Origin of the sequence: Arthrobacter sp. (assembly GCF_031988865.1) — a bacterium.
GTDB lineage: Bacteria > Actinomycetota > Actinomycetes > Actinomycetales > Micrococcaceae > Arthrobacter_B.
This window is the reverse complement of sequence record NZ_DALZXY010000016.1, coordinates 36207-48831: the sequence shown is the minus strand read 5'-3', so window position 1 is coordinate 48831 and position 12625 is coordinate 36207. Positions and strand designations below refer to the sequence as shown.

The window sequence follows — 12625 nt, the reverse complement described above, 5'->3', positions numbered from 1 at the left end:
CACGTTTTTTGTGCGGTGAGTTTGGCGCGGTGGGAATCTCCCGCATTCGAGCCCGGGGCCAGCGTGTGATTAGCTAGAATCTGTCGCCGCCGACGGGCGGAGGATCCCCGGTACCCACCCGGCGGAATCGTCCTACAGGAAAGGCCGGAATGCAGGAGTCAGCCAACAGGCCGCTGAACATCGTCGTTTTGGTTAAGCACGTCCCGGACACGCAGTTCGATCGTCAGCTGGCCGGCCCGGGCCACACACTTGACCGCTCGGAAAGCATCCTCTCCGAGCTGGACGAATACGCCCTCGAAGCCGCGCTGCAGCTGGCTGAGGCGCGCGGCGGCGAAAAGGGCGGCAACACCGTCACGGCCGTCGCCATGGGCCCGGCAGCCGCAGTGAACGCCGTCAAGAAATCCCTCCAAATCGGTGCCTATAAGGGCGTGCACCTGCTCGACGATGCCCTCGCCGGGTCCGACGCCGCCGGGACGTCACTGGCGCTCGCCGCCGTCGTGCGCCACCTGCAGGAAAACGACGGTCCGGTTGACCTGGTGATCACGGGGATGGCGTCCACCGACGGAGAGACCTCGCTGGTCCCGGCCCAGCTGGCCGAACGGCTGGCCTTCGCGCAGCTGACCTTCGCGGCGGAACTGGAAACCGTGGACACCCCGAACGGCCCGGCGCTGCGTGCCCGGCGGAACGGGGACTCCTACTCCGAAGTGATCGAGGCACCGCTTCCGGCACTGGTCTCGGTAACGGACCAGGCCAACGAACCCCGCTATCCGAACTTCCGCGGCATCATGGCGGCCAAGAAGAAGCCCGTGGCTGTCCTCTCGCTCCAGGACCTCGGCCTCGAGTCCTCACAGGTGGGGGCTGCCGGATCCTGGACATCCGTTGCCGCCTCGGCCCCGCGTCCCGCGCGCGGCCAGGGAACCATCATCAGTGACGACGGCGACGCCGGCATCAAGCTGGTGGATTACCTCGCTTCGCAGAAACTTATCTAGCACGTCCGTCACGGCGCCGACGCGCCCGCACCCTTAGGAGAGCGCCCCATGGGCTCCGTATTGGTCTTCATTGACGTTCCGTCCCTGCCGCTGCCGCGGGCGGCACGAGAACTGCTGGCAATCGCCGCGTCGATCGGCGAACCGCTGGTGGCATCCCCGCGTGCGCTGTCCGACGAGGCTGCTGCCGAGCTGGGCAGCCACGGCGCCGCAGCACTCTACGAACCCGCACAGCCCCTGCCGGACGTGCTGGTAGCGGCCAAGGCCGCGTTCCTCGCCGAAGCAGTCCGTGCTGCCGGCCCTGACGCCGTGCTGCTGGGCAACTCCTTCGAGGACCGCGAGGTTGCGGCGCGCACGGGCATCAAGCTCGGGTCTGGGGTGATCACCGACGCCGTTGCCGTTGCACCGGACCTTTCGGTCACCAAGTCCGTGCTGGCCGGGTCCTTTACCTCCACCTGCCGGGTGGAAACAGGCGTCCCGATCATCACTGTCAAGGCAAACTCCGTGGAACCTGCCGCTGCCGGGCAAGCCGGAACCCCCGTGCGCCACACCGTCGCCGTGCCGGATGCCGGGCCCGCCGCCGTGGTCACGGAGCGTTCCGAGAAGCGTGTGAGCGGGCGTCCGGAGCTTTCCGAGGCCCGCGTCATCGTGGCCGGAGGCCGCGGAGTGGACGGCGACTTCGGACCGCTCGAGGAACTCGCGGACCTGCTGGGAGGCGCCGTCGGGGCCTCCCGCGCTGCCACGGATGCCGGCTGGATCGAGCACTCCGCCCAGGTGGGCCAGACCGGCAAGACAGTCTCGCCGCAGCTGTACGTCTCCGCCGGCATTTCCGGGGCGATCCAGCAGAAGGCAGGGATGCAAACCGCCAAGGTGATTGTCGCGGTCAACAAGGATGCCGACGCCCCGGTCTTCGAAATCGCCGACTTCGGCGTCGTAGGCGACCTCTTCACCGTCCTTCCGCAGGCAGTGGAGGAAATCCGGCGGCGCAGGGCGTGAGCACCTTCCCGGCTGGCGCATCGGTGAAACGGGTCCTGGCCTTTGCCGCCCACCCCGATGACATCGATTTCGGGGCCGCCGGCACGCTGGCTAAATGGGCTGGCCAGGGGGCTGAGGTCACCTACTGCATCATGACCGACGGCGACGCCGGCGGGTTTGAACCAGGCGACCGCTCCGGTGTGAGTGACCTGCGGAGCAGCGAGCAGCGTGCCGCCGCGGACATTGTTGGCGCCGGGCAGGTCCATTTCCTTGGTGAACGCGACGGTTTCCTGGCGGTGGGCCATGAAGTGATCGGACGCGTGGTGGAGCTGATCCGCCGGGTCCGTCCCGACGTCGTGCTGTCCATGCACCCCGAACGGAACTGGTCGCGGATCCAGGCCAGCCACCCGGACCACCTGGCCTGCGGCGAAATAGTGACCCGGGCGGTGTACCCGGCAGCGGAGAATCCGTTTGCCTACCCGGAACTCGCCGCCGGCGGGCTGGAGGCGTATAAGGTGCCGTGGCTTTGGTTCTACGGTGCGCCCACGGAACGGGAAAACCATGCCGTGGACATCACCCGCGAACTGGACCGCAAGCTCGCCGCCATCCGGGTGCACGCCAGCCAGCATCCGGACATTGAGGGTATGGATCGCTCCGTGCGCGGCTTCCTGCAAGAGAACGCCCAGCGGCACGGCCTCCCGGCCGGCGCCAGCGCTGAGGCCTTCCATGTGGTGGGTGTGAATACACCCACCACCATCGCGGGTTTCTAGACCTAGGGTTTCTGCGCCGTCACCATCAGGGTGTCCGCGTTCAGGGTGTACTCAGGACCCAGCTCGGCCAGGAATCCATCCCGGACCCGTTCGACGGCGTCCGGGTCCTGGGGCAGCAGCAGCCGCAGCGCACTGCCCAGCACCAGAGACCAGGCCAGCTCCGGGTTTAGCTGCACCGGTACGGGCGTGAGAACGGCCTTCACCTGTTCGAGGCCGAGGCCTTCAAGCCACGCCGTGGCTTTCTCCGGGGTGTTGATGCGCAGCATATTTTCCCGCGCATCGGCCGTGGGCACCTCGATTTGCCCGTTTTCGGCCACACAGTGCCGGTAGAGGACGCTGGTGAACTCTGTCAGGGAACCATCGGCCCAGGTGCTCAGCGCCAGCGTGCCGCCGCTGCGAAGCAGTGAGGCCAGGTGGCGGGCACCAGCGTCCATATCCGGCAGGAAGAATACGGCGTAGCCGCAGAGTACGGCGTCGTATTTGGTTTCCGGCTGCCACTGAAGGACATCTGCCTGGTGCAGGGCGACATTTCCAAGGGAAAGGGTTTCCGCCTTCGCGCCCGCTACTGCCAGCAGGTCGGCAGAGATGTCCACCCCGTCGACGACCGCATCGGGGCCGGTGGTCTGCGCCGCCGGAATGGTGATCGCGCCGCCGCCGCAGCCGGCGTCGAGGACATGGTCGCCGATCCGGACGTCCGCCGCCGCCACTAGGGCATTGCCCATGGGATTCCACAGGGATGGGGCCAGTCGCTCGAAATCTGCTGCCCCGGAATCAAAGGTTGGGGCAAGAGGGTGCTGGTCGGACATGGTGTCTCCTTGGGCTAGAGCTGGGCTCCTGCGAAGCCCTGCTGGCGCCAGGCTTCGTAGACAGCAATGGAGGCGGAGTTCGCCAGGTTCAATGAACGCAGGGACGGCAGCATAGGCAGCCGGACCCGGGAAGTGACGTGTGGGTCCGTCTTTACCTCCTGCGGCAGTCCAACCGATTCCGGCCCAAAGAGGAGGACGTCTCCGGGCAGGTAGTTGATATCCGTGTAGGTGGTTTCACCGTCAGAGGTAAAGGCGAAGACCCGCTCCGGCGCCAGCGCTTTCCAGGCAGCGTCGAGATTCGGGTGGACGTGCAGGACGGCAAGATCGTGGTAATCCAGTCCGGCACGCCGCAGCTTGGAGTCTTCGAGGTCGAAGCCCAGCGGCTCCACCAGGTGCAGCTCGGCGCCGGTAATCGCGGCAAGGCGGATGGCGTTGCCGGTATTGCCCGGAATTTCAGGGGTATAGAAGAGGATGCGGAACACGTCTTTATCCTATGCCCGGTCTTCTACTGCGCCGACGCATCGATCAGTGCGCCAAGGGCGGGGAGCAGAACGGTGTTCGGGCGGGGGCCCGTGCTGAAGAACCGACGAAGGTCCCTGGCCAGTGTTCCCGGGTTCACCACATCAATGGGCGCAGCCTCGGGCAGATCCGGGGGAGAGTCGATGATCGGCTCGAACGGGTTGCCGTTGGGGCTGTGCAGGACCAGCCAGCCGCAGACGTTGATATGGGGAAACCTGTCCTGCAGTGTACGTACGGCATCTGCCAGCCGCAGGGAACCGACCGGGTGGCCGCGGTGGCGCAGCGCCACCCCGTCCCAGTAATAGGCGCCGGGCGAGGACATCAGCGAATCGATGACAGCCATCCGGTAGCCACCCAGGAGTACGTGGCCTATTTCGAGGGCTCCGCCGCGGGGGCCCGTGTCGGGGACCCGGAGGCTGTTCACGAGGCGGCCGGCGGGATAATCGGGCAGCAGGGAATTCGACAGCAGCCCGATCGTGAGGTTCTCGGCGTCGAACCGCGCTCCCGCCGAGGAGCCGATGCGCTTGAACAGCCCGGGCCGTTCCGGCTGGCCGTTGACCTGGCGTCCGAGCACGGACAACGGGACGACCGGTGGGTGCTGCGGACTGAAATCGGGTTCGAAGACCGGCGGCTTGCCGAAGTCCGGATTCGCTGCCGGCCGCCCGGGTCCGGGGGCGCCCCGGGCTGGCTCAGGCCGCAGCGGGGAACTGCCAGCTGGTGATCCCGCACTTGAAGCGCGGCCCAGACGGCGGTCGTAGGCCGCCCGCTGGTCGGCGTTGGAGAGAACCTGGTAGGCCTCCGACACCTGGTGGAAGCTTTCGCTGCTTCCACCGTGATCGGGATGGGTTTCACGTGCTGCGCGGCGGTAGGCAGACCTGATCTGCTCGGCAGTGGCCGACGGCGTGACCCCCAATACCTGGTACAGCGTTTTGGCTGGGGGAGTCACTGCTGATCCTTTCGGTTGCGCACCGGCGCTCTGGGCAGCCGGCGCCTCGCGGCGCCCTGGAAGCCCTCTCTGTTCCAACGCTGCAGGTGCCGGTCCGGTTCGCTGTCCGTGGAGAACTAATTCTAGCCTCAGGCGGACTGCAGTTCGCAGCGGGCGGGCAGCGCCGAAGCAGGCCGCAGCCAGGCCACTTAGCGAACCAAAGCCGGCGGGTCGGGCAGTGAGGTTCAGCACGCGGGCGGACGGGCCGGCCCCCAACCGCTAGAATTGTCTGGTGCCCGTGTACCTTGACCACGCGGCGACCACGCCGATATCGGCTTCGGCCCTCGCCGCACTCACCAGTGAACTAAGCCGCAGCGGCAACCCCTCGTCGCTGCACGGCTCCGGACGGCGTGCCCGGATGGTGGTGGAGGATTCCCGCGAAACCCTCGCGGCGGCCCTCGGCTGCCACCCTTCGGAGGTCATCTTCACGTCCGGCGGCACCGAAGGCGACAACCTGGCCGTCAAGGGCCTGTACTGGGCCCGGCGCGATGAGGATCCGCAGCGCACGCGCATCCTCTGTTCCCCGGTCGAGCATCATGCGGTGCTGGACACCGTGGAGTGGCTCGAAAAGCATGAAGGAGCCACCGTCGTGTGGCTCCCGGTCGACGCCGACGGAGTGGTTTCGCTGGACGCCGTGCGGGACGAACTCGAGCAGCACGGCGATTCCACCGCCCTGCTGACCGTTATGTGGGCCAACAACGAAGTGGGTACGCTTCAGGACATTCCCGCGCTGGTCGAACTCGCCCACTCCTTTGGGGTGCCCGTTCATTCCGATGCCGTTCAGGCTTTCGGCGCGGTGCCGGTGAACTTCCGGCAATCCGGCCTCGATACCATGGCCGTCAGCGGCCACAAGATCGGGGGACCGGTTGGCGTCGGAGCCCTGGTTGTCGGCCGCGCCGTAAAGCTGACTCCCGTGCTGCACGGCGGCGGGCAGGAACGAGACATCCGCTCAGGAACACTGGACAAGCCCGGCATCGCCGCGTTCGCGGCCGCTGCCCGCGAAGTCACCGAGAACCTCCCCGAAGAAAGCGCCCGGCTGCGCACGCTGCGCAATCATCTGATTGCCGCCGTCGAGCGCGTGGTTCCTGACGCCGTGCTGCGCGGTCCGCGCGACGACGAGGATGGTACCCGCCGGCTGCCCGGCAACGCGCACTTCACCTTCCCCGGCTGTGAGGGCGATTCCCTGCTTTTCCTTCTGGACCTGGCGGGAGTAGAGTCGTCCACCGGTTCGGCGTGCACCGCAGGCGTGCCCCGGCCCTCGCATGTGCTGCTGGCTATGGGGCTGGAGGAGGCAGAAGCACGGGGCGCCCAGAGATTCAGCCTCGGGCATACTTCCACGGCCGACGACGTTGACGCATTGATAGACGCCCTGCCCGAAGCATATGAACGGGCCAAAAAGGCCGGCATGGCAGGCACCGAAAGCAGCATACGGACAGCAGGAACAGGTTTTACATCATGAAGGTTTTGGCAGCAATGAGCGGCGGAGTCGATTCCGCCGTAGCCGCAGCACGGGCCGTTGAGGCGGGCCACGACGTCGTCGGGGTCCATCTGGCGCTCTCGCGCATGCCCGGGACGCTGCGCACCGGCAGCCGCGGCTGCTGCACCATCGAGGACTCCCGGGACGCCTGGCGCGCCTGCGACATCCTCGGCATCCCCTACTACGTCTGGGATTTCTCCGAGCGTTTCAAGGAGGACGTCGTTGATGACTTCGTCGCCGAGTACGCTGCCGGGCGCACCCCGAATCCGTGCATGCGCTGCAACGAACGGATCAAGTTCGCCGCGCTGCTGGAAAAGGCACTCGCCCTGGGGTTCGACGCCGTATGCACCGGGCACTACGCCAAGGTGATTACCGACGCCGACGGCAACCCGGAGCTGCACCGCGCCGCCGACTGGGCGAAGGACCAGTCCTACGTGCTGGGCGTCCTCACGCACGAACAGCTCAAGCACGCCATGTTCCCGCTGGCGGAGACACCGTCGAAGGCCGAAGTCCGCGCGGAAGCAGAGCGCCGGGGGCTGTCAGTCGCTAACAAGCCGGACAGCCACGACATTTGCTTTATTCCCGACGGCGATACCCGCGGCTGGCTCGAAGAACGCATCGACATGACCGAGGGCGAGATCGTCGACCCCACGGGCGAGAAGCTCGGCACGCACCCCGGGGCGAACGCTTTCACCGTGGGCCAGCGCAAGGGCCTGAAGCTCGGACGCCCGGCCTCAGACGGCAAGCCCCGGTTCGTGCTGGAAATCCGGCCCAAGGAAAACAAGGTGATCGTAGGGCCGGAGAAGCTGCTGGACATCGATCAGATGCGCGGCATCAAGGTCTCCTGGGCCGGACTGCCCATCCGCGAAGTGGAGACCGGCGACGTCTTCGAGTGCACGGCGCAGGTCCGGGCCCACGGTGATCCCGTCCCGGCGACCGCCTGGATGGAGGCCGGCGACGAAGGCCGCACCGAACTCGTGGTCCGCCTCAACGAGCCGATGCGCGGCGTCGCCCCCGGCCAGACCGTCGTGATTTACCAGGGCACCCGGGTGCTGGGCCAGGCGACCATCGACTCCGCCCGGTCGCTGGAATGGGACCCGGCCGCCGTCTCGTAACGGCCCTGGCCGCCTGGAGGGGTGCGTAACCTGAAAACCTGGCTCCGGTTTAGGACCCTAAACTGGAGGCATGAGTGAAACACCCGCCGACGATTTCGACCCCAGGGCCAGCTCCCTCTCCGGGACGGTAGCCGATGAGGTAATGTCCGAACTGCTTGCCATGCGCAGCAGCATCGACAACATCGATGCCACCCTCGTCTATCTGCTGGCGGAGCGCTTCAAAGCCACCCAACGGGTAGGGCACCTGAAGGCCGAGCACCACCTGCCGCCGGCCGACCCGGGCCGGGAAGTGGCCCAGATCGCCAGGCTGCGGCGCCTGGCCGAAGACGCCCAGCTGGATCCGGCGTTCGCGGAGAAGTTCCTAAACTTCATCATCAGCGAGGTCATCCGCCACCACCAGGCCATCTCCGAAACCCGCAACGGCGGAAGCAATGCAGCGGAAGCCTGAGCCGGCCACCCCGGGAGAACCGGCCCGGCCGTCCGGGGTCACCGCGACCGGCCACGGTTCCTGGCCGGGCAGCGACCCCGTCGAGGCGGCCAAGATCATCCGCGGGGAACTCGGAGACCCGCACCTGCCTTTCCTGGTTGAATTGCCGCAGCGCGGCGTCGGAGCCGACGCCGTCGGACGGACCGCCGGGATGCTCGTGGACCTTCCGGTGGACCTGCAGCCCCACGGCTGGCGGCTGGTAGACCGACCCGGCATTGACCACCGCCGCGCAGTGTCACTGCTCTCCCGCGACATTAATGCCCTGGCCGACGTCATCGGCGAAGAAGAAAGCCCCAGCCGGAGCCTGGGCGTCTCGCTGCAGGGGCCCCTCTCGCTGGCTGCGGGCCTGCACCTCCACAACGGGGAACGTGCGCTGTCCGATGCCGGCGCCCGCCGGGAGATCGCCGAATCACTCGCAGCCGGTGCCGCGGACTTCGTGGGACGGGTGCGGGAAGTGGCCCGCGGCGCCTCCCTGGTGGTCCAGCTTGACGAACCAGCCTTGGACAAGGTCCTGGGCGGAAGGATTCCGACGGCCAGCGGCTACCGGACGCTTCGTTCCATCCCGCCGCAGGAGGCGTCGCTTCTGTGGACCCTGATCCGGGAGGCGCTGACCGCTGCGGGAGCTTCCGACGTCGTCCTCCGCCTGCCCTCCGCCGGGCACGGACAGGCGAAATCCGGTTTCGACCTGGCCCTGGGTGCCGGTGCCGACGGCGTGGCCGTCCCGCTGCGCGGGTTGTCAGGCCGGGACTGGGAGGGCATAGCGGAAGCCATCGAGGCAGGAAAGCAGATTTGGCTGGGGGCGCTGCCGCTGCCCGCGGCCGGGGCGGAACCCCGCCAGGTCACCGCCCTGGTGGAAGACATCACCGGGCCGTGGTCCCGAATTGGACTGCCGCTGCGGGACTTGCCCGCACTGTATCTCACGCCCGACGGCGGCCTTGCGGATCTGGCGCCTGCATCGGCACGCCGGGTGCTGGCGCGGCTCACCCAAACCGCCTCGGCATTGGACCAGCTGGCCGCGGAGGGCTAGAGCCGCCGCTCCCACTTTTCCGGCTCAACATCCTGCGGCAGCACGCCGTCGAACTCCCGGTAGCCGTAGGAAAAACTCCCCTCGTAAACGAACACGGCACCCAGTTGCCGCTGCCGGACCAGGGTACGGATCTGGAACCGGCTGCTCGCCCCGTCCCACCATTGTTCGGCATGGGCGTCGGCACCGGCGAGGACCGGAACGGGCAGCCGCAGGCGGCCCAGGAAAAGCCGGGTATGCGGGGAATGCATATGCAGCCTGCCGTCGTCCGACACTGTGAGTTCCAGGTCGGTCGCCAGGTTCCGGCGCCGCCCGATGTAGTCCGTGAGCCCGGCAGGGGAGGTCAGGGACGTGGTGTCCTCGAAGATGCGTTCGGTGCGGTCGAATCGGAAGTTCCGCACCGCGGTCAGGGATGGCCGGCCGAAGGGATCCAGATGCGGGAAGTTGCGGATGGTGAATGGTACGCCGCGGCCGAACTCGGGGAAGAACGCGTTGGTGACTGGAAGGGCCGTGAAGGCCGGCCGGAGTGCGGCGATGGGGCTGCCGGCAACATCGAAGATTCCGGTCCCGAAGCCGTAGCGTCCTTCCCCCGGCGAGAGGGAAAAATAGTCCTGCAGCTCCGGCTGTAGCCGGTCGAAATCGGCGCCCAGAACCCGCTGGTAGAGGGACCCGTCAGTCATGGCACCAGCCTACGCTGCTGTCCCTGCTCATACAGCGTGTTGCTAGAGCCGCCCGGAGGCCTTCAGCCGGATATACATGTCGGCCAGCTTGGGGGGCAGTTCATACGGCGTCTCATCGACTACCTCGGCACCCATCGACTTGAGCTGAGCGGTGACAGCTGCCCGGTCAAGCAGGGCCCGCTCCGCTGCTGCCGCACGGAAAACATCCGCGGCGGTGCTGCGTTCGGACCGCAGCTCATCCAAGGCAGGGTCCCGCACTGAGGCCACAACCACAACGTGTTTGGCCAGGAGCCGTGGGAGGACGGGCAAAAGCCCTTCCTCCACGGCACCGGCGTCGAGCGAGGTGACCAGGACCACCAGGGAGCGCCGTGAGGACACGGACTGGACGACGCCGGGCAGCAGGGAAAAATCCGCTTCGATCAGTTCGGCCTCCAGCGGAGCCATCGCGGTCGCCAGGCGGGAGAGGAGATTTCCCTTCGCCGCCGAGGCCACCCGGGCACGTACCCGCCGGTCAAAGGCGATGAAATCGACGCGGTCGCCGCCGCCGTGGGCCAGCATGCCCAGCAGCAGGGCCGCCTCGATGCCGGTATCCAGCCGGGGCTCATCCAGGATGCGGGCCGCCGAGGTGCGCGCGGTATCCAATGCAATGATGACCCTCCGGTCCCGTTCCGGACGCCAGGTGCGCACGACGGTCTCCTGGCGCCTCGCCGTCGCGCGCCAATCGATGGACCGGACATCGTCACCGCGGACGTAATCGCGCAGGGAATCGAATTCCGTCCCGGCACCGCGGAGCTGGACGGAGGCGTTCCCATCGAGTTCGCGCAGCCGGCGCAGCTTGGCCGGCAGGTGGCGCTTGGACCGGAAGGGCGGCAGCACACGCAGCGAACCCGGGTACGTGAGCGTCCGCTGCCTGGCGGCGATGCCCAGGGGACCGAAGGAACGGATGGTGATATGGGCGGTGCGGAGTTCACCGCGGCGTTCCGGAAGCAGCGTCCCCGAAGCGATCCGGGCCTCACCGGGAGGCACCGTCAGCCGTCGGACTGGATTCTTCTGCCCGGCAGAGGGCTGCCAGGCGTCCCGGAGCAGCGCGTGCATGGTCCGTCCGGAATCATTGCGGACCACAACGGGCGCGGAGACCTCTTCGTCGAGCCGGGCGGTCTGGGGCAGCTGCCGTTCCAGCCGGGCGCGCAGCGGCGGGGCAGCGAGTGCCAGGTCCACCGCAGCCGTGGCCGCGAGGAGCCCCAGCCAGAAAAGGAAGGTGCCGGTTCCGGGGAAGAGGAACACCGCGGCGGCGCCCACTGCGGCGAGGACAACGAGCCGGCCTGAGACAGCCATCGGCTTCGCCGCCTACCGGGGGACCGGGACGGTGGCGAGGATACTTCCCAGCACGTCATCCACGCTGACTCCGTCCATTTGGGCTTCCGGCCGCAGCGCCACCCTGTGCCGCAGGGCGGGGAGCGTCAGGGCCTTGACATCATCCGGCGTGGTGAACGTCCGTCCGGACAGCCAGGCCCAGGCCCGGGCGGTGTTCAACAGTGCGGTCGCGCCGCGGGGCGAGACACCCAGCTGGAAAGACGGTGCGGAGCGGGTCGCACGGACCAGGTCCACAATGTAGCCGAGGACTTCGGGGGAGACTTCCACCCGGGCCACCGCTGCGCGGGCATGGCGCAGGTCGGCTTCGCCCGCCACCGGGCGTACCCCGGCGGCGGCGAGGTTCCGCGGATCGAAACCGGTTCCGTGCCGGCGGATGACTTCGATCTCCTCCTCGCGTCCGGGGAGGTCCAGGGTCAGCTTGAGCAGGAACCGGTCCAGCTGGGCTTCCGGGAGGGGATAGGTGCCCTCATACTCCACCGGGTTCTGCGTCGCGGCCACCATAAACGGGTCCGGCAGCGGGCGGGAGACGCCGTCGACCGACACCTGGTGCTCTTCCATGGCTTCGAGGAGCGAGGCCTGGGTCTTCGGCGGGGTGCGGTTGATTTCGTCCGCCAACAGGATGTTGGTGAAGACGGGACCCTCGCGGAAGCTGAACTCTGAAGTGCGGCCGTCGTAGATGAGGGAGCCGGTCACATCGCCGGGCATCAGGTCGGGCGTAAACTGCACCCGTTTGGTGTCCAGCGACAGTGCGGCGGCGAGGGTTCGGACCAGGAGCGTCTTGGCCACGCCCGGAACACCCTCCAGCAGCACATGGCCCCGGGCCAGCAGGGCAATGATCAGTCCCGTCACGGCAGCGTCCTGGCCGACCACGGCTTTGGCAACCTCCTGGCGGACGCCGTGCAGTGCGCGGCGGGCGCTCTCATCCTGTTCGGCCATGGTGCCGCCGGCTTGAATGGCTGCGGGCACCGCTGGATGGGGCTGGGTCATGATTCGGTTATCTCTTCCTCTAGGTCCAGCAGTTCCTGCGACCAGGTCACCAGGGCACTGTCGTTTTTGGGTACGTCTCGGTTGAGCAGGTTGTCCAGTTCGGCGGCGGAACGCCCAGTGTTCCGGGCAGCAGCTTCCACGACGGCAGCGGCAGTGCTTCCGGGGCCCAGCCGCAGCCGTGCGGCCAGCCGGGTCAGCGTTGCCGCCCGCAGGTTGGCCGCGGCACGGTCCAACGCCCGGCTGTCCTGATACAGCCTCGCCCGGCCATCCGCCGTTTCTGCGGCCCGGACCACGACGGGCATGGGCTCGAGGGCCAGGGGTCCCAGCCTGCGGCCACGCCACAACGCGGCGAGCGCAGCGACAACAAGTACCCAAGCCAGCAGGGGGTTCACCCAGTCGGGAAGCAGCGAGAACGGGTTGACGGGTGCCGTGCCGGCCGG

The 12625-nt window shown here is 67.8% G+C and carries 13 protein-coding genes and 1 pseudogene; 7 read left to right on the top strand and 7 right to left on the bottom strand.

The features are described 5' to 3' along the window. Positions 1–149 precede the first annotated feature (149 nt). From RTN46_RS05030 to RTN46_RS05020, 3 genes are read left to right on the top strand one after another with little or no spacing between them, the layout of a single operon-like run. The gene (locus tag RTN46_RS05030) at positions 150–989 is read left to right on the top strand and encodes an electron transfer flavoprotein subunit beta/FixA family protein (protein ID WP_312179523.1); all 840 of its coding nucleotides are present in this window, start codon (positions 150–152) and stop codon (positions 987–989) included. Positions 990–1037: 48 nt separating this feature from the next. Then, entirely contained in the window at positions 1038–1982 is a 945-nt protein-coding gene (locus tag RTN46_RS05025) for an electron transfer flavoprotein subunit alpha/FixB family protein (protein ID WP_312179521.1), read from the top strand. Beyond that, positions 1979–2731, top strand: a complete 753-nt coding sequence (locus RTN46_RS05020) for a PIG-L deacetylase family protein (RefSeq protein WP_312179520.1) — start codon at positions 1979–1981, stop codon at positions 2729–2731. Before RTN46_RS05025 ends, RTN46_RS05020 begins: the two co-directional genes overlap by 4 nt. A gap of 2 nt (positions 2732–2733) precedes the next feature. Here the strand turns inward: RTN46_RS05020 and RTN46_RS05015 are convergent, their stop codons facing one another. The 3 genes from RTN46_RS05015 to RTN46_RS05005 are packed head-to-tail and all read right to left on the bottom strand — an operon-like array spanning position 2734 to position 5002. After that, positions 2734–3537: a methyltransferase domain-containing protein gene (locus tag RTN46_RS05015; protein WP_312179518.1), complete on the bottom strand. Its 804-nt coding sequence runs from the start codon at positions 3535–3537 to the stop codon at positions 2734–2736. A gap of 14 nt (positions 3538–3551) precedes the next feature. Continuing rightward, on the bottom strand, positions 3552–4019 hold the full coding sequence (locus RTN46_RS05010) for a tRNA (cytidine(34)-2'-O)-methyltransferase (RefSeq protein WP_312179516.1): 468 nt from the start codon (positions 4017–4019) through the stop codon (positions 3552–3554). 23 nt (positions 4020–4042) lie between these two features. After that, the gene (locus RTN46_RS05005; protein ID WP_312179514.1) at positions 4043–5002 is read right to left on the bottom strand and encodes a J domain-containing protein; all 960 of its coding nucleotides are present in this window, start codon (positions 5000–5002) and stop codon (positions 4043–4045) included. Positions 5003–5273: 271 nt separating this feature from the next. Here RTN46_RS05005 and RTN46_RS05000 point away from each other — a divergent pair, with 271 nt between their 5' ends. The 4 genes from RTN46_RS05000 (at position 5274) to RTN46_RS04985 (ending at position 9147) form a co-directional block, all read left to right on the top strand. Beyond that, a complete protein-coding gene (locus RTN46_RS05000; protein ID WP_312179512.1) occupies positions 5274–6500 on the top strand; it encodes a cysteine desulfurase family protein in 1227 nt (408 codons plus the stop codon). Next, a complete protein-coding gene (gene mnmA / locus RTN46_RS04995) occupies positions 6497–7633 on the top strand; it encodes a tRNA 2-thiouridine(34) synthase MnmA (RefSeq protein ID WP_312179510.1) in 1137 nt (378 codons plus the stop codon). The genes RTN46_RS05000 and mnmA overlap by 4 nt, the downstream gene beginning before the upstream one ends. Before the next feature lie 70 nt (positions 7634–7703). Next, complete coding sequence (locus RTN46_RS04990; protein ID WP_312179509.1) at positions 7704–8081, top strand: chorismate mutase; 378 nt, start codon at positions 7704–7706, stop codon at positions 8079–8081. Next, positions 8065–9147 carry a hypothetical protein gene (locus RTN46_RS04985; RefSeq protein WP_312179507.1) on the top strand — a complete coding sequence of 361 codons (1083 nt, stop codon included), beginning with the start codon at positions 8065–8067 and terminating at the stop codon, positions 9145–9147. The genes RTN46_RS04990 and RTN46_RS04985 overlap by 17 nt, the downstream gene beginning before the upstream one ends. Here RTN46_RS04985 and RTN46_RS04980 read toward each other — a convergent pair. The 4 genes and pseudogenes from RTN46_RS04980 to RTN46_RS04965 form a co-directional block, all read right to left on the bottom strand. After that, positions 9144–9824, bottom strand: coding sequence for a DUF4166 domain-containing protein (locus tag RTN46_RS04980; RefSeq protein ID WP_312179505.1), 681 nt, complete (start codon positions 9822–9824; stop codon positions 9144–9146). The genes RTN46_RS04985 and RTN46_RS04980 overlap by 4 nt on opposite strands. A gap of 42 nt (positions 9825–9866) precedes the next feature. Continuing rightward, on the bottom strand, positions 9867–11159 hold the full coding sequence (locus RTN46_RS04975; RefSeq protein ID WP_312179503.1) for a DUF58 domain-containing protein: 1293 nt from the start codon (positions 11157–11159) through the stop codon (positions 9867–9869). Positions 11160–11171: 12 nt separating this feature from the next. Next, on the bottom strand, positions 11172–12134 hold the full coding sequence (locus RTN46_RS04970; RefSeq protein WP_312179524.1) for a MoxR family ATPase: 963 nt from the start codon (positions 12132–12134) through the stop codon (positions 11172–11174). 47 nt (positions 12135–12181) lie between these two features. After that, a pseudogene (locus RTN46_RS04965) lies at positions 12182–12625 on the bottom strand (hypothetical protein); the annotation flags it as partial.